Origin of the sequence: Paenibacillus sp. FSL L8-0663, from assembly GCF_038008125.1 — a bacterium.
In the GTDB taxonomy this organism is placed as follows: domain Bacteria; phylum Bacillota; class Bacilli; order Paenibacillales; family Paenibacillaceae; genus Paenibacillus; species Paenibacillus polymyxa_D.
The window spans coordinates 71,642-87,967 of sequence record NZ_JBBOYM010000001.1; the positions used below are offsets into that span (position 1 = coordinate 71,642).

The following is a 16,326-nucleotide window of genomic DNA, read 5'->3' on the forward strand; positions in this document are numbered from 1 at the left end:
CATGAAATATATCGGAGTCAACGGCGTCCTCACGGAAGCCGCAAAAGCCGTGGTTCACGTAAGTGATCACGGCTTTTTATACGGAATGGGCTTGTTTGAAACATTCCGCACCTACAAGGGCGCCCCATTCTTGCTGGATCGGCATCTGCATCGACTACAGGAAGGCTGCCGAATGCTCGGCATTCCTTTTCAACCTGATGAGGAGCAGCTTACGAAACACATCCAGCATCTGATGGTGGCAAATGGGTTGGATGAAGCCTACATCCGCTACACCGTATCAGCGGGTGAAGAGGTGCTAGGATTGCCGACGGGTGACTATACGCGTCCCAACCATATTTTGTTTGCCAAGCCGTTGCCCTCTACCAATACACAAATTGGGCAATCGACTTCCCCATCGGCGCTTCAGTTGTTGCGAATCCCCAGAAACACTCCAGAGGGTGAGGTTCGCTTGAAGTCGCTCCATTATATGAATAATATTCTTGCGAAACGGGAACTTCAGCAGTATGCCGAAGCTGTCCGTTATAAGGCTGAAGGAATGATGCTTACGGCCAATGGTTTCCTGGCAGAGGGAATGGTCAGCAATCTGTTCTTTGTGCGGAATAATACGCTGTATACACCTGACTTGTCTACAGGGATTCTGCCAGGCATTACGCGTGAATTCATTTTGGAGCTGGCGCATCTGCGAGACATTCCTTGTGAGCAGGGCCTGTACCGCTGGGACGAGTTGAAACAGGCTGATGAAATTTTTATGACCAACTCTATACAAGAAATACGGCCCGTGGATTTGTTGTTGGAGCCGGGAGGAACAACGAATCATTTTTCGGTTCCCTTGACGCAGCCCAGGTCCATAACAGCTTTGCTGTTGCACGATTATAGACAGAAAGCAGGGATCAAGTGAACATACCGACCCTTTATCAACGTAGTTACCGAATGGGGGATGCCGAGCTTACACTCGGACATTCCACACAGATCATGGGTATACTGAATGTGACCCCGGATTCATTTTCCGATGGAGGATTACATTATAACCCGGAGATTGCTGTTTTACATGCATTGAAGCTGGTGGAAGATGGAGCCGATATCATTGACATTGGCGGGGAGTCTACCCGTCCCGGTCATGATCCAGTAGGTGTGGAAGAGGAGCTGGCTCGGGTCATTCCGGTCGTTCAGGCCATCCATCGTATCGCACCGCACATTCCATTATCTGTAGATACTTACAAAGCTGAAGTAGCCAGAAAGGCACTCGAAGCTGGCGCACATATCATTAATGATGTGTGGGGGTTTAAGGCAGACCCTGATATGGCACGTGTAGCTTCGGAATTCGATTGCCCGGTCATTTTGATGCATAATCGTCATGACCGTAACTATAGTGATTTAGTTTCTGATATGCTGTCCGATTTAAAAGAGAGTATCCGATTAGCGCTGGATGCGGGGGTACGTGAGGAACAGATCATTTTAGACCCAGGTATCGGTTTTGCCAAGGATTACGATGAAAATATTCATGCCATGACTTCTCTCGATAGATTGGGTCAGCTGGGCTTTCCGCTGTTATTGGCTACGTCGCGCAAAAGATTTATTCGTACAGCACTGGATTTGCCTGTGAATGATGTGGTGGAGGGCACGGCGGCTACTGTTGCTTTTGGCATTGCTCAAGGGTGCCAGATTGTGCGTGTACACGATGTGGCGCAAATCAAGCGCACCGTACGTATGTGTGATGCGATGGTGTACGGGTCTAAAAATGCACTGAGTTATGGTGGTTAGGAGACGCTTCATGAATGATTTGATCCTGTGATCGCTGTTGCAACGGGATTCTTTTGAATTGGTAAAACATATGACTGTAGGAATCCCGTTGAGTATATGCTTACGATGTAGCTTTTCCTTGAAAAGCTTTGGAGGCGAGCGCTACGCTTCTCCGGATTCAAATCCTTCATTCCGCTACAACGCACCATAAAGTCACTGTATTTTTTAGAGAGAAATTAATGTAAGAAGAACGGAAAAAATAGTAGAACGAAAACGAAGTGGACGGAATGGTGCTGTACAAGCGAAGCGGTCGCCTTTGTGCCAGGATTCCAACCATTTTATCCTAATATAAGGAAATCTGGGCACAACAGCGATGGGAAGTACCATCCGACCGCGTAGTGGTGCCGCGTGTACACCTTTAGTTGAGCTTATTTAGAAAAATCTAATAAATAACAGGGGGCCTACCCACAATGGATAAAATGAAATTGCATCGTATGGAGTATTACGGATATCATGGCGTTTTTCCAGAGGAACGTAAGCTGGGACAACGTTACTATATTGATTTGGAACTGGAGCTTGATCTGCGTGAAGCGGGTGAGCAGGATGCTTTGGACAAAACGGTTAATTACGCCGAGGTGCATTACACCGTTAAAGATATTGTAGAAAAGGAGTCTTACCAATTGATTGAAGCTTTGGGCGAACGTATTGCATCTTCCCTACTGGACACTTATACTAGTGTCAATGCACTGACTGTCAAAGTCACGAAGCCGCATCCGCCATTTGATATTCATTTTCAAGGCGTGACGGTTGAGCTTTATCGCGCAAGAAAGTAGGAACGATACATGAATGCACATTCGACCTCTGAGGCATCAGAGGCTTATATTGCTTTAGGGGCTAATTTGGGGGAGCGCGAGCATACCCTGTATGAAGCCATTACGGCGCTGGACGAACATCCGGGTATCCGGGTAATACGGTGCTCCAGCCTGTACGAAACAGAGCCTGTTGGGTATCTGGATCAACCTTCTTTTTTGAACATGACGGTAGCCCTATCTACAACACTTGCTCCAGAGGAGCTTCTGGTATATATGCTGGAGGTGGAGAGTCGTCTGGGGAGAGTAAGACATATTCCTAATGGTCCACGAACCATTGATCTGGACTTGTTATGGATGGGAGCGGCACAACTGGCTACACCGGATTTGGAGCTTCCTCACCCTCGCATGTTGGAGCGTGCTTTTGTACTGGTTCCCTTGGCTGACATCGTTCCGAACCAAGATCCGTCCGGTCTGTACAGTATCGTGCATACTGCATTGAATTCTGTGGATGGAAAGGACGGCATACAGCTTTGGAAAACATGCAGCTGGCGCAACGACTCCGCGCCTTTCGGAAACTAAAAGGGTTCACACAGCAGGAGTTGGCAGAGCGTACCGGTATATCTTTGACTGTATTAGGTGCTGTGGAGCGAGGCAATCGTACAATAGACTTAGACATGCTGAACATTATCGCCCAAACGCTAGAAATTGAAGTCCGGGAACTGACGGAATGACGATAAATAATGATACAAAAGAAAGAATAAAGGGGTGAACAGATATGTTGAAAATCGGCGGTATTGAAATGAAAAACCAAGTCGTTCTGGCTCCGATGGCAGGCGTGTGCAACCCTGCTTTTCGCCTGATCGCCAAGGAATTCGGTACAGGCTTGGTATGTGCAGAGATGGTTAGTGATAAGGCGATCATTCACGGCAACAAGCGTACACGTGAGATGCTGTTTGTAGATGAGCGCGAGAAGCCGCTTAGCTTGCAAATTTTCGGAGGCGACCGTGAAACTCTGGTGGAAGCAGCGAAGGTCGTAGATCAGGAAACGAATGCAGATATTATTGATATCAATATGGGTTGCCCGGTTCCCAAAGTGACCAAATGTGATGCAGGTGCTCGTTGGCTGCTCGATCCAAACAAGATTTATGAAATGGTATCGGCGGTAGTGGAATCAGTAAACAAGCCGGTTACTGTGAAAATGCGTATTGGTTGGGATAGTGAGCATATTTATGCCGTAGAGAACGCTCGCGCTGTTGAACGTGCCGGAGGACAGGCCGTTAGCGTACATGGCCGTACACGGGAGCAACTGTATACGGGACTTGCGAATTGGGATATTATAAAAGAAGTTAAAGAAGCAGTTTCCATTCCTGTAATTGGAAATGGCGATGTGGCATCACCGGAAGATGCTCGCCGTATGCTGGATTTGACCAATTGTGATGGCGTTATGATCGGACGCGGTGCTCTGGGGAATCCGTGGATGCTCTATCGTACGATTGAGTACTTGCAAACAGGTGAGCTGTTGCCCGATCCTGCACCGGAAGAAAAAATTCGTATTGCCATTCTGCATATGGATCGTCTGGTTGCTTTGAAGGGTGAAGCAGTAGCTGTTCGTGAAATGCGCAAGCATCTGGCTTGGTACCTCAAGGGGCTTAAAGGTTCAGCACGTATTAAGGATGTCATTATGGAAGAAACAAAGCGCGACGATATGGTACGTATTTTGGATCAATTTGTATCTCAATTGCACATGGTAGAAAACGATGAGCCTTTTACAAGTGCTGCATCTCCTGCTGCTGTTGCGCAATAAGGAAGCTGTTCCTGCCTGTGCGTGCGATTGACTTTTCCAATTGCTTGCCCTATAATCGTTCAGTATAAAATCTTGATGTATGCTACAAATTGTGTGCAGCTCTCAAGACAACAGCAGGAAATGTTCTCATTCCCTCAGAGTGGCATATTATGTTTTGAAAGCGTGCATTCCGATGCACTTTTAAACTTTTCCCATGACAGGAGAATCGGTTAAGATGAGCGATAAAGAAGTCATTCTGACACAGGAAGGTCTTAGAAAGCTCGAAGATGAGCTTGAGAACTTAAAGTCTGTCAAACGCCGCGAAGTGGCTGAACGGATTAAGGTAGCCATCGGATACGGAGATATTAGTGAAAACTCCGAATATGAGGATGCGAAGAATGAGCAGGCCTTTATTGAAGGCCGTGTAATTACGTTGGAAAAGATGCTACGCAATGCCCGCATTATCAATAGTGATGAAATTGACACCGATGTTGTGGGAGTAGGCGCAACTGTGACTGTTGAAGATTTGGAATTCGGAGATATTACAGAGTATGCTATCGTAGGTTCTGCCGAATCCGACCCGCTACAGAACAAGATTTCGAATGAAAGTCCGGTTGGCAAGGCAATTCTCGGTAAGAAAAAGGGAACTGTTGTGGATGTCACCGTTCCAGCAGGCGTTATTCAATATAAAATCGTGGATATCAAGAAATAAGACACGGACTTTGGAATTTAATGTAAAAGCTTCCTTGTGGAAGCTTTTTTTCTCTACACCCGGACGGACCCCGGCCCGTCTATTCATATTGAAGGAGCTGATTTAGCACCATGTCGGATGAAACTACTAACCAGGAAACACAAGAAAAACGCGAGGAATTAAGTGAATTATTGCAAATTCGTCGTGCCAAATTGGACGAGCTTCGCTCATTGGGCATTGATCCTTTTGGACGCAAATACATACGCACAGCTGAAGCGGGCGTACTACTGAGCAAGTATGACAGTTTGACTAAGGAAGAACTGGAAGAAAAGAATATTGAAGTTAGCATAGCAGGCCGTATTATGGCTAAACGTGTTATGGGAAAAGCCAGCTTTGCTCATATACAGGATCTTAGCGGACGTATTCAAATTTATGTTCGTCAAGATACGGTTCCTGAATCCAAATATAAAGCATTTGGTATTTTGGATCTGGGCGATATTGTTGGTGTTAAGGGTGTGCTCTTTAAGACCAAAACAGGCGAAACGACAATCAAAGTGCTGGATATTGAGGTCTTGTCCAAATCCTTGTATCCATTACCAGAGAAATATCATGGTCTGAAGGATGTTGAATTGCGTTACCGTCAGCGCTATGTCGATCTGGTTATGAACCCTGAAGTACAAAAAACGTTCATTACACGGTCCCGTATTATTCAATCCATGCGTCGTTATCTCGATTCGCTCGGCTATTTGGAAGTTGAAACCCCAACATTACATTCCATTGCTGGCGGAGCGGCAGCGAAGCCATTTGTTACGCACCATAATGCATTGGACATGCAGCTTTATATGCGTATTGCTATTGAACTCCATTTGAAACGACTAATTGTCGGCGGAATGGAGAAAGTATATGAGATCGGTCGTGTTTACCGTAATGAAGGTATTTCGACCCGCCATAACCCTGAGTTTACGATGATTGAGCTGTATGAAGCTTATGCTGATTATAAAGATATCATGCAATTGACGGAAAACATGGTTGCACATATTGCGCAAGAAGTACTGGGCACACAGCACATTCAATATCAAGGCCAGGAAGTGGATCTGACGCCGCAATGGCGCAGAGTCTCCATGGTTGATGCTGTTAAAGAAGTAACAGGCGTAGACTTTAGCGTGCAGATGAGTAATGAAGAAGCTCATCGCCTTGCGAAAGAGCATAAAGTTCCGGTTGAACCGCACATGACCTTTGGCCATATCCTGAATGCATTCTTTGAGCAGTTCGTAGAAGAAACGCTCATTCAGCCAACCTTTATTACGGGACATCCGGTTGAAATCTCGCCGTTGGCCAAGAAAAACGAACAAGATCCGCGGTTTACGGATCGCTTTGAGCTGTTCGTGGTCGCTCGTGAGCATGCGAATGCGTTCACTGAGCTGAATGATCCAATCGACCAGCGCCAACGTTTTGAAGCTCAATTGCTGGAACGTGAGCACGGTAACGATGAGGCTCATGAAATGGATGATGACTTTATCCGCGCCTTGGAATACGGTATGCCGCCAACAGGCGGATTGGGCATCGGCATCGATCGTTTGGTCATGTTGCTGACAGATGCGCCTTCCATTCGCGATGTGCTGCTTTTCCCGCATATGCGTAACCGTACAGTAGAATAACATAACATTATGAATATAGAGGATCAGCCGGGTTTCCCGTGTCTTGTTCCTCTTTTTCATAAGAACGGATGGAGAGAATACTCTAATGAAACGCAGCGTCAAGCTTAGTCGGTTCGCATCGCCTCCTTTTATATTGGTCATTGGATATTTATTGATTATTGCATTGGGTACTTTGCTACTGATGCTTCCTGTTGCCAATCATAGTGGTCATGCTCCGCATTGGATTGATTCGCTTTTTACGTCCGTCTCAGCCGCTTGTGTCACAGGACTGGTCGTCGTTGACGTCGATTCAACGTATACGATGTTTGGCGAAACCGTCATTTTGGTGCTGATGCAGCTAGGCGGGCTGGGGTTTATGACCTTAGCGACCTTGTTTGCGCTGTTATTGGGGCGGCGATTATCGCTGAAGGATCGGTTGCTGCTTAAGGAGGCTATTAATGCCGATAGCATGGAAGGGATCGTGCGTATTATTCGCAAGGTGCTGATCTTTTCTTTTACCATTGAGGCGATAGCTGCCGTTGTCTTGGCTTTGCGGTGGATGCGAGAGATGCCTGTCGGACAAGCGATCTATTATGGAATATTCCATTCCGTATCCCTCTTTAATAACGGGGGATTCGATCTGTTCGGGACTAGCTTCCAACAGTACGCTGGAGATTTTGTTTTCAATATGATTGCATCTGTGCTCGTTATATCAGGAGGCTTGGGTTTCCTTGTACTTAGCGATTTGTTCGATTTTCGCCGTACCCGGAGACTATCTCTACACTCCAAAATGGTGCTAAGCGTGTCGGGAGCGCTCATTGTGATTGGTGCGCTGGTTTTATTTATTTTTGAGTTTACCAATGCACGAACCTTGGGTGCGCTGAACTGGGAAGGCAAAGTATATGGAGCTGTCTTTCAATCGGTCTCCACGAGATCATCAGGTACGAGCACAGTCGATATCAGCGGGTTAAGGCAGGCAAGTCAGTTTTTTATTATGTTGCTGATGATTATCGGTGCTTCTCCGGGCTCCACGGGAGGAGGAATCAAAACGACTACGTTTCTGCTTATGGTAGGTGCGCTAATCGCCGTCATGCGAGGACAGAAGGAAATTGTATTTTTCCGTCATAGGGTCCCCAAAGATATCATGATGCGAGCGCTTACTATTATTGTACTGGCTCTATTTATATTCTCGATTGTGGTTATACTGCTCTTAATGACAGAGGATGCCCCATTTCTCTCCCTTGCATTTGAGGCTGCTTCCGCAATCGGAACGGTAGGGTTGTCTGTAGGAGTGACGCCAGGATTGTCTGACGCAGGCAAGCTGATTATTTGTGTGACCATGTTTATTGGTCGGATTGGTCCTCTTACGATTGCCTATGCCATTCGTCCCCGCTCGACCAAGACATTGTACCGTCGTCCCGAAGGGCATATTGTAATTGGATAGTGTATCGGTGAAAAAAGATGTACCCGTGCTGATTAGCATAGGTACATCTTTTTTCATTTCAGATCATCATAATTCTTTATGGGTAGCATATCATGAAAAATGCCCATTTTGAGAACAAGACGAAATAGTTTGAACAGATACTGTTTTTTGCAGAAAAAACGGCTATTTGTTTCCTTTTATGTAATTATAGACAAAATACTAGGAATATTATGTATAATATTGTATGATAGTGGGCATGAAAGGGGGATAGTTGAGGTGAATACCAATTTCTAATTTGAAAGGAATCATCTATTATGTATTTATTTATTATTAGTGCCGAAGTTTTATTTTGGGTTTTTGTTGTTGCAGGCTTGATCGCAAGGTATATGTTTGGCTTGAAGAAGTTAGGCGGCCTTCTTTTACTATTTACCCCCATTATTGATATCCTGCTACTAATTGCGGTGTTTATCACGGTGAAAAGTGGCATGGAGATTACGACTGCTACTGGCTTGGCGGCCTGTTATTTTGGTATTACAGTAGCATTTGGTCATAGGTTAATTAAGTGGGCGGATGTACGGTTCTCCCATTGGTTTGGTAAGGGACCCAAGCCTGAACGCAAGTATGGTGCTGCTCATGCAAAAGAGGAACGGATAGGTTGGTTGCTTCACCTTTTGGGCTGGGCTATAGGTAATGCTTTGTTGCTCGCCATCATTGTGTATGTTGATGATCCACAGCGTACGGCGTCTTTGGAGGGCATTATGCAAACATGGGCGATCGTTCTGGTAATCGACTTTGTTGTCTCCTTTAGCTATACTTTAGCTCCCAAAAAACAAAAGCGTAGTCTATAAAGGTTAAGGTTTTACACTTAGATGATATCTGGCTGGTCACTCAGGATGTTCAAATCGGGAGAGTCATTGTTGGTGAAAATGAAGTGGTTACTTCCGGTAGTGGGGTGAGTCTGTCATCGGAATGTAAATATTTACAAAAATATGCGGATTTTATGTTTAACTTACTTTGACAGTCACCTTATTTTCGCCTCGCTATCTTTTTTCACACACATGTATCCCTTTCGATTTGAACACAGACCAACAGAAGCAACACAATTATTTTTTGTGAGATGACAGACAGCATACATGATGTGTTACACAAATTTTAAAATAAATTTTGTGATTTGCCTAAAACGTCGCCTATCTAAGTTTGGCAATTAACGCGATAATATTCCAGGAAAGATTACATATGTCTATAAATGTAGACATACGCAATTAAGTTGTTATTTTGTTTAATAATGTAAAAAAAGAAAGGTGGTTTCTGTGGCAGTACTACTGAGCGGTAAGAACATTTTGATTATGGGCGTGGCTAATAACAGGAGTATTGCTTGGGGGACAGCTCAATCTTTAGCTGCTGAAGGGGCACAACTCATTTTTACTTACGAAAATGAGAGGGTTGCAGAGCGGGTACTAAAGCTTGCTGAAACTATTCCGGGAGCACTGGTCTGTCCTTGCGATGTACAAAGCAATGAAGAGCTTGATGCATTGGCGGATTTTCTAAAAGAAAAAGTAGGCGTGTTGCATGGTTATTTTCACAGTGTCGCCTATGCTAAGGCTGAGGATTTGGATGGCTTGTTCGTTGACACTTCTCGCGAGGGATTCGCCGTTGCACAAGAAATCAGCGCCTATTCCTTGGCTGCTGTATCCCGTCGAGTGTACCCACTGATGACAGAGGGTGGGAGTATCGTCACCATGACGTATATTGGCGCAGAACGAGCGATCAAAAATTACAATGTTATGGGTGTGGCGAAGGCTTCACTGGAAGCCAGCATGCGTTATCTGTCGAATGATCTGGGCACATATGGCATTCGTGTAAATGCGATTTCCGCTGGTCCGATACGGACTTTGGCTGCCTATGGCATTAAGGATTTTAACACAATGCTCAAACATATTGAAGAAACTACGCCCCTACGCAAGACGGTTGATACGTCTGAAGTCGGAGATACGGCGTTATTCCTATTTTCCCATTTATCGAGAGGCATTACGGGTGAAGTTATCCATGTAGATGCTGGATACCATATTACGGGGATGTAAGGAGGGAACGTTGTGCTTATTACGCATACGGATTGCCGGATTATCTCACCTGAAGGAATTATGACCAGGGAGCGTCTGGAGCGAGACGTTACGATCTTCTCCCGGATGTTGACTCTCAGAGGCATTCCCGAAGACGGTAGAGTGATTCTGAAAGCGGCCAATTCTTATTGGTTTGTTGTGTCTCTGTTCTCCCTGTGCAATATCGCTGTTTCGGTGACTGTGGTGGACGAGCAGACTGTGCTCGATGAGGTGGCCCAAATTTATGATGAAGCAGGTGCCTGTTGTATCCTTACGGATTCCGATTTAGAACTTCCTCATGCTCTCGTTATTCTGATTCAAGATTTGATTCAAGAAGAAACAGCACATCCGGATTGGGTGGGAGAGCCAAAGCTCGAAGCCCTCGACTTTAACAAGTGGTGCGAGAGGCCAGATGCGCTCATTCTGTATTCTTCAGGTACGACGGGAAAACCCAAGGGAATCGTGAAAGCTGGTTCAGCTTTTATGGAGAATATCAGGCATTCCATACACGCCATGAACTACCTACCGTCTGACCATATGCTCCCCGTTGTGCCATTCTCTCATTTTTATGGAATCTCACTTATCTTCTCCTGGTGGTTAACCTCATGTTCTCTCATCATCTGCAATCCAAAAAACCTCTGGAGCGTCATTGCAAGTATTACGAAAGACCGGGCGACGGTCGTAGATGCTAACCCCTCTGCTTTTTACACCTTGTTGCGTATGCTAAACCGAAAACCCGAACAACTGGAAATGGTCAAGGAAGCCCCGGTGCGCATGTGGTGCGTAGGCGGTTCTCCACTTACCCAAGACCTTGAAGAGAAATTTAACAACATATTTGGACAGCCCCTGCTGAATGGTTACGGTCTTTCTGAACTGGGCAACGTTACGCTGGGGACGCTAGAGTGTCCGAAGGGTTGTGGACTACCATTACCTGGTGTGGATTTGAAAATACTAGATTCTACAGGCAAACAGCAGACGGACGGTGTCGTAGGCGAAGTGTGGATACGCAGTGCTGGATGCATGGAAGGTTATCTGAATCGTCCAGACCTGACGCAATCCGTTCTACAGGACGGTTGGTTCAAGACGGGGGATCTGGGCTATCTGGATGACGGAATGCTGTATGTCATTGGACGCAGCGGCAAGACGGTCAACCGGATGGGCTATATGGTATCTCCGGTCTATATTGAGGACCGGATTGGTTCGTTAGGTTACCGATCCTGCGTGATCACCTTGGAGGATGAGGCTAAAGGGACATTACTTGTTGCCTTCATCGAAGGCGAATCCTTGCAAGCCTTGTCTGTACTCCGCAAAGAAATAAATCGTGTGCTCCCTTCATACATGTTTCCCGATCTTTTGCTTCCGCTTGACCACTTTCCTTTAAATCGCAATGGAAAAGTGGATCGTTTGGAGATGGAGCGTATTGCCCTGGGAAAAGTTGCTTCTCGCAAGGTATAGCAAGATATTTACCAAAATCGCATATAGGAAAGGGAGAATGTGCCATGAATATAAATCCAGAATTGGCAGAAAACACACTGTTTTTGGAAAGGCATGAATCTATTCTGAAATGCCTCAATTATTTGATTGAAAATCGGCAGGAAGTGATGGATATTCTCACGCAATTTTCATCCTATCGGGCCGCCAATGCAGAAATTGACTCCACGATCCTCACACTTCAAGGTGCTCTGCAAGAAGTGCAGACCTATCAGCCAAGTCGGCAACGATCTATGGCTGTATTCATGCCTTCCAACGTCATTTTATACTCCTATGCATTATACCTTTTGATTCCGTCCCTGTACGTTGAAAATATAGACTTTCGCCCTTCTTCTCACGTAAATGAGTACGTCAACATGCTGCATGAAAAGCTTCAGGCTGTACATGGATTACCCATCTATATTCGTAAAGTTAGCCAGAAGGTGTTCATGGAGAATTCCGTTATGCCAGCTGATATTGTGGTGTTCACCGGAAGCTATACCAATGCAGAGAAGATCAAAAAACAGATTCGAAAAGATCAGCTCTACATTTTTTACGGACAAGGGCTAAATCCTTTCATTATCGGGCCTGATGCAGATCTGGAGCTGGCGGTTACCGATGTAATCCGAATGAGATTGTTCAACTCTGGACAAGACTGCCTAGGCCCCGACATCATTCTGGTACATCAAGATGTGAGTGAGCATTTCAAAGATCTGCTGATTCAACAGCTTGACCAACTCGTGTTTGGAGCCAACAATGATCCGAACGCAAACTATACCCCTATATTCTACAAAGACACGCTATATTCGGTTTCTGAGTATTTTAACACGAACGACAAATTTATTATTTACGGCGGCGGCATTGATTTCCGTACGAAAAAGATGGAGCCAACGGTTGTATATAGTGAATTGGATCAGAATCTGGAGATTATTGAGTATTTTTCGCCAGTCTTCAATGTAGTTAGCTACCAAGACGACGAGCAACTGATCAAGCGTATTTCCTCCAGTTATTTCAGTGAACGTGCAATGGGTTGCAGCTTATACGGATCGGAGCACCTGACTGACGTTCTACGAAAGAAGCACACATTGACCATTAATCAGACGCTTGAGGATGTGGATCAAGGCAATAAGCCTTTTGGTGGCTACGGCACGATGTCGAACTATATTTTTTACGATTTCAAGCTCATTTCGAAGCCGATCTTGATTTCAGAAATTGTCGCAGAATATTTGTCGGAAAAGAGGAGTTTGGTATGACTGCGAGCTTCTTCCCCTGGGATGCCATTATTGGCTACTTAAAATCGGCTGGGGTTCAGCATCTCTTTGGATTACCAAGTGATGATCTCAAAATCGTATCGTCACTCCCCTCATCCGGTATGGATTTTATTTTGTGCAAAGATCAACGTAATGCTGTGTTCATGGCAGCAGGTTATGCGCTCACCACCAACCAGATGTCCGTATGTGTTGTGGGGAAAGGCCCTGCGCTCAGTAATACACTTACAGGGCTGCTGGAAGCCAAGAACCTGGGCGCTCCGCTCCTGCTTCTGGCGCTTGGTACTGGCGGAGACAAGCTGGGTACCCGATCCTTTCAGGAAGCCGATCAAATTTCACTCGTGAAGCCGCTCGTAAAATGGGCTTATCGTGTCGAGCATGTGGATCGGCTTGTATGGGCGATGGAGCGGGCTGCCTTTTTGGCTATCAATGGAGCACCGGGTCCTGTCTATATCGAACTCCCTGAAAACCTGATGGACCAGCCTGTGCCAACAGGGCTTCAGTTTACCCCACCAGAAAAGCTGTCGTGCTCTCCGTCTCGTCGGGAGTTGGATGCGGCTTGGGCGATTATAAAGACGGCGCGCAGGCCGCTCATTCTAGTCGGAGGGGGAATGAAGTCAGGTACAGGTGATGTGATTGAGCGGTTCGCTCACCAACATGGAGCGGCCTTGTTCGCAACTGCCTCGGGACGGGGTGTAGTGGATGAAGAACACGAACTTTTCTGCGGTGTTGCCGGACTCTATACGGATCTCAGTCTAAGACAAATCTGGAAGGAATCTGATGTGGTGATCACACTGGGCAGCCGCTTGGAAGAAACGGCTACGTTCGAGTGGGATATTCTGCTACAGGATACACCTTTGATTCAAGTCAATGTAAATCTGGAGGATTTTGCACACGAATACAGGGGTATCAAAGTGCTTGGTGATGGATATGCAGCAGTGGAGCAATGGCATGATCGGCTAGGGCAGAAGCCTGATGGAGTGTGGCTTGAAACAATCAGGAGCTGTAAAGAGAAGGCTTTTTCTCATAGGGCTATCTATCTGGAGGAATTGCAAAAGGCTCCTGGGATCCACGTTCCTGAGCTGTTGGAAATCATTCAGACGGAGTTCCCCGAAAATCTGGTGCTTCTTCAAGAGAATGGATTGCAGGATATGTGGTCCTATTTTTATCCATATTTCCGCTTTGCCCAAGGCTCTCTTTCGATTGTTCCTAGTGATCAAACGAGTCTTGGATTCGGTGCGGCGGCTGCTCTGGGAGCAAGCGTGGCAACACAACGTCCAGTAGTGGCACTTGTAGGTGACGGTGCGTTCAATCTCTTCTGTTCGGATTTTATGACGGCGGTGGAGTATCAAATACCATTAATCTATGTCGTACTCAATAATGGTGGGTATGGTTGGTTACAGAATCAGATGAATTATAAGCATCTCACAGGGCAGTCCCTCCCGTTTGTTTCTGAGGCGGCCAAGACAGGAATTCAAATTCCTCAGTACGAGTTTGTGGAAAGCCTTGCAATTCGGAGTAAGGGAGAGGCACGGGAACAGCTTCAGCTTGCTTGGCAAAAGTATCAGGAGAACAAGCTTGTGGTCGTCGAGGTATATGCTGATCTTGCGGATGTGCATGAAAAAATCAGTCATGTGTATGGCGACTTTCCTCTCTACGAGCAACAGGCTTCCAAGAATTAATTTCAACGAAGGACGTGGATACAGTGAGAAGACGTGTTGTAGTGACTGGACAGGGAGTCGTAACGCCGGTCGGGCTTAATCTTACGGATTTCTGGAATTCACTGTTAGAAGGAAAAAGTGGAATCGGACCTGTCACTGCTTTCGATACAGCGGACATTCCGACAAAGATCGGTGCACAGGTTACGGGCTTTGACCCATTGCAATATATGAGCAAGAAGGAAGCTAATAAAGTTGCACAGTTCACTCAGTTTGCTTTGGCGGCTGCCCGGCAGGCAGTGGAGCAATCGAAATTAGTGATTGATGAGCGGAATGCAAGTCGCGTGGGGGTTATTGTCGGCTCTGGAGCAGGCGGCCTCGACGTTATAGAGGAGAACTATGGGAAATTAACAAAGCTTGGTCCCAAAAGAGTTTCTCCTTATTTTGTTTCCTCGATGATGATTAATTCAGCACCTGGTGAAATCTCCATTGCTATCGGAGCCAAGGGGCCTTCTTTTGCTGTGGTTACGGCTTGTGCCACAGGAAGTAATGCCATTGGTGAAGCATTACGTACGATCCAGTACGGTACGGCTGATGTCGTGGTTGCTGGTGGAGCAGAAGCCAATTTTAGTCAGCTTGATCTGGCATCTTTTGCGAATATCCATGCTCTCTCCAGACGTAATGAAGAGCCGCAGAAGGCCAGTCGTCCGTTTGATGTGGATCGCGATGGATTCGTCATCGGTGGAGGAGCAGGAGTCTTGGTGCTGGAGGAGTTGGAATATGCTTTGAACCGCAGAGCCACCATTCTGGCCGAAGTTGTGGGTTACGGATGCACAACGGATGCGTATCATATCACGGCTCCAGATCCCTCTGGCTCCGGCCCGGCAGAAGCGATCAACATCGCACTGCAGGATGGCGGCCTGACACCGCAGGAAATCGACTATGTCAATGCCCACGGTACGAGTACGCCATTTAATGATCGTATGGAGATTAACGCTATTCAAAAAGTGTTCGGGGAGCATGCCCCCCAATTGGCGATATCGTCTATTAAATCCATGACTGGCCATTTAATGGGCGGTGCAGGGGCAGTCGAGTTAATTGCGACTGTGCAGAGTATGATTCACAGCAAAGTACCACCGACACTCAATTGCGACAATCCTGAGGCTCCTGAATTGAATTTTGTGCCGCATGTATATCAGGAACGCGAGGTCCGCGCGGCGATTAGCAATTCATTTGGTTTCGGAGGGCACAACGTCTGCCTTGCTGTTCGCAAGTGGGAAGGGGAATAAGCCTGTGAGCGAAGAGCTAATCCATATCCCGGATGTGCTTCCGCACCGGTACCCATTTCTTCTGTTGGATGGCGTGACCGGGTACGAAACGTCGCAATGGGCGAAGGGATACAAGCTTGTCACCTGGAGTGAGTGGTTCATTACAGACACTAATCCATACATGCCTCCTATGTTGATTGTGGAGTCGCTTGCACAATTGGCGGCGTTCGCTGCGATTGATAAAAAAGGCATTTCATACCTGACTAACCTGAATGGAATTCGATTCCACAGCTTGGCGAAGCCTGGGGACCGAATTGATCTCTATTTTGAAGTGATCAAGCGTCGGCGGGGCTATATTCTTGGAAGCGGTCGGGCTTCCGTAGGGGATCGATTGGTGGTTGAGGCGGAAGAAATTGTTTCACTGGATCAATGACGGGGTGGAAGCGCACGTTAAACTGTCCTTTTGTCCTCCTGACT

The 16,326-nt window shown here is 46.4% G+C and carries 16 protein-coding genes; all 16 read left to right on the top strand.

All coding sequences use genetic code 11. The features are described from left to right. Position 1 precedes the first annotated feature (1 nt). The 16 genes from MKY75_RS00340 to MKY75_RS00415 all read left to right on the top strand — a co-directional run bounded on the left by MKY75_RS00340 (position 2) and on the right by MKY75_RS00415 (position 16,282). On the top strand, positions 2-898 hold the full coding sequence (locus tag MKY75_RS00340) for an aminotransferase class IV (protein WP_029514633.1): 897 nt from the start codon (positions 2-4) through the stop codon (positions 896-898). Further along, positions 895-1,761 carry a dihydropteroate synthase gene (gene folP / locus MKY75_RS00345; protein WP_165150714.1) on the top strand — a complete coding sequence of 289 codons (867 nt, stop codon included), beginning with the start codon at positions 895-897 and terminating at the stop codon, positions 1,759-1,761. The genes MKY75_RS00340 and folP overlap by 4 nt, the downstream gene beginning before the upstream one ends. Before the next feature lie 449 nt (positions 1,762-2,210). Further along, a complete protein-coding gene (folB, locus tag MKY75_RS00350; RefSeq protein ID WP_013368705.1) occupies positions 2,211-2,573 on the top strand; it encodes a dihydroneopterin aldolase in 363 nt (120 codons plus the stop codon). A 9-nt stretch (positions 2,574-2,582) separates the two neighbouring features. Continuing rightward, complete coding sequence (gene folK, locus MKY75_RS00355; RefSeq protein WP_029514636.1) at positions 2,583-3,131, top strand: 2-amino-4-hydroxy-6-hydroxymethyldihydropteridine diphosphokinase; 549 nt, start codon at positions 2,583-2,585, stop codon at positions 3,129-3,131. Then, positions 3,083-3,283, top strand: coding sequence for a helix-turn-helix domain-containing protein (locus tag MKY75_RS00360; protein WP_185156379.1), 201 nt, complete (start codon positions 3,083-3,085; stop codon positions 3,281-3,283). Before folK ends, MKY75_RS00360 begins: the two co-directional genes overlap by 49 nt. A gap of 44 nt (positions 3,284-3,327) precedes the next feature. Beyond that, the gene (dusB, locus tag MKY75_RS00365; protein WP_165150712.1) at positions 3,328-4,356 is read left to right on the top strand and encodes a tRNA dihydrouridine synthase DusB; all 1,029 of its coding nucleotides are present in this window, start codon (positions 3,328-3,330) and stop codon (positions 4,354-4,356) included. 214 nt (positions 4,357-4,570) lie between these two features. After that, positions 4,571-5,047, top strand: a complete 477-nt coding sequence (gene greA / locus MKY75_RS00370; protein ID WP_013308160.1) for a transcription elongation factor GreA — start codon at positions 4,571-4,573, stop codon at positions 5,045-5,047. Positions 5,048-5,157: 110 nt separating this feature from the next. Then, the gene (lysS, locus tag MKY75_RS00375) at positions 5,158-6,684 is read left to right on the top strand and encodes a lysine--tRNA ligase (protein ID WP_340883969.1); all 1,527 of its coding nucleotides are present in this window, start codon (positions 5,158-5,160) and stop codon (positions 6,682-6,684) included. Between the two features lie 85 nt (positions 6,685-6,769). Continuing rightward, positions 6,770-8,107, top strand: a complete 1,338-nt coding sequence (locus MKY75_RS00380; protein WP_209950324.1) for a TrkH family potassium uptake protein — start codon at positions 6,770-6,772, stop codon at positions 8,105-8,107. Positions 8,108-8,400: 293 nt separating this feature from the next. Continuing rightward, positions 8,401-8,934 carry a hypothetical protein gene (locus MKY75_RS00385; protein ID WP_165150706.1) on the top strand — a complete coding sequence of 178 codons (534 nt, stop codon included), beginning with the start codon at positions 8,401-8,403 and terminating at the stop codon, positions 8,932-8,934. Between the two features lie 462 nt (positions 8,935-9,396). Continuing rightward, positions 9,397-10,167, top strand: coding sequence for an enoyl-ACP reductase FabI (gene fabI, locus MKY75_RS00390; RefSeq protein ID WP_029514642.1), 771 nt, complete (start codon positions 9,397-9,399; stop codon positions 10,165-10,167). 12 nt (positions 10,168-10,179) lie between these two features. Next, positions 10,180-11,640 carry a class I adenylate-forming enzyme family protein gene (locus tag MKY75_RS00395; protein WP_340883970.1) on the top strand — a complete coding sequence of 487 codons (1,461 nt, stop codon included), beginning with the start codon at positions 10,180-10,182 and terminating at the stop codon, positions 11,638-11,640. A gap of 44 nt (positions 11,641-11,684) precedes the next feature. Then, entirely contained in the window at positions 11,685-12,908 is a 1,224-nt protein-coding gene (locus MKY75_RS00400; RefSeq protein WP_069011242.1) for an aldehyde dehydrogenase family protein, read from the top strand. Then, complete coding sequence (locus MKY75_RS00405) at positions 12,905-14,605, top strand: thiamine pyrophosphate-binding protein (protein WP_340883972.1); 1,701 nt, start codon at positions 12,905-12,907, stop codon at positions 14,603-14,605. Before MKY75_RS00400 ends, MKY75_RS00405 begins: the two co-directional genes overlap by 4 nt. Before the next feature lie 23 nt (positions 14,606-14,628). Next, positions 14,629-15,870: a beta-ketoacyl-ACP synthase II gene (fabF, locus tag MKY75_RS00410; protein WP_340883974.1), complete on the top strand. Its 1,242-nt coding sequence runs from the start codon at positions 14,629-14,631 to the stop codon at positions 15,868-15,870. Between the two features lie 4 nt (positions 15,871-15,874). Then, complete coding sequence (locus MKY75_RS00415; RefSeq protein WP_025721676.1) at positions 15,875-16,282, top strand: 3-hydroxyacyl-ACP dehydratase FabZ family protein; 408 nt, start codon at positions 15,875-15,877, stop codon at positions 16,280-16,282. Positions 16,283-16,326 lie beyond the last annotated feature (44 nt).

Bases quoted from the DNA above. Each gene is read 5' to 3' on its own strand.
- MKY75_RS00340 (WP_029514633.1), top strand. From the start codon at position 2: ATGAAATATATCGGAGTCAACGGCGTCCTCACGGAAGCCGCAAAAGCC.
- folB (WP_013368705.1), top strand. From the start codon at position 2,211: ATGGATAAAATGAAATTGCATCGTATGGAGTATTACGGATATCATGGC.
- folK (WP_029514636.1), top strand. From the start codon at position 2,583: ATGAATGCACATTCGACCTCTGAGGCATCAGAGGCTTATATTGCTTTA.
- dusB (WP_165150712.1), top strand. From the start codon at position 3,328: ATGTTGAAAATCGGCGGTATTGAAATGAAAAACCAAGTCGTTCTGGCT.
- greA (WP_013308160.1), top strand. From the start codon at position 4,571: ATGAGCGATAAAGAAGTCATTCTGACACAGGAAGGTCTTAGAAAGCTC.
- lysS (WP_340883969.1), top strand. From the start codon at position 5,158: ATGTCGGATGAAACTACTAACCAGGAAACACAAGAAAAACGCGAGGAA.
- MKY75_RS00380 (WP_209950324.1), top strand. From the start codon at position 6,770: ATGAAACGCAGCGTCAAGCTTAGTCGGTTCGCATCGCCTCCTTTTATA.
- MKY75_RS00385 (WP_165150706.1), top strand. From the start codon at position 8,401: ATGTATTTATTTATTATTAGTGCCGAAGTTTTATTTTGGGTTTTTGTT.
- MKY75_RS00400 (WP_069011242.1), top strand. From the start codon at position 11,685: ATGAATATAAATCCAGAATTGGCAGAAAACACACTGTTTTTGGAAAGG.
- MKY75_RS00405 (WP_340883972.1), top strand. From the start codon at position 12,905: ATGACTGCGAGCTTCTTCCCCTGGGATGCCATTATTGGCTACTTAAAA.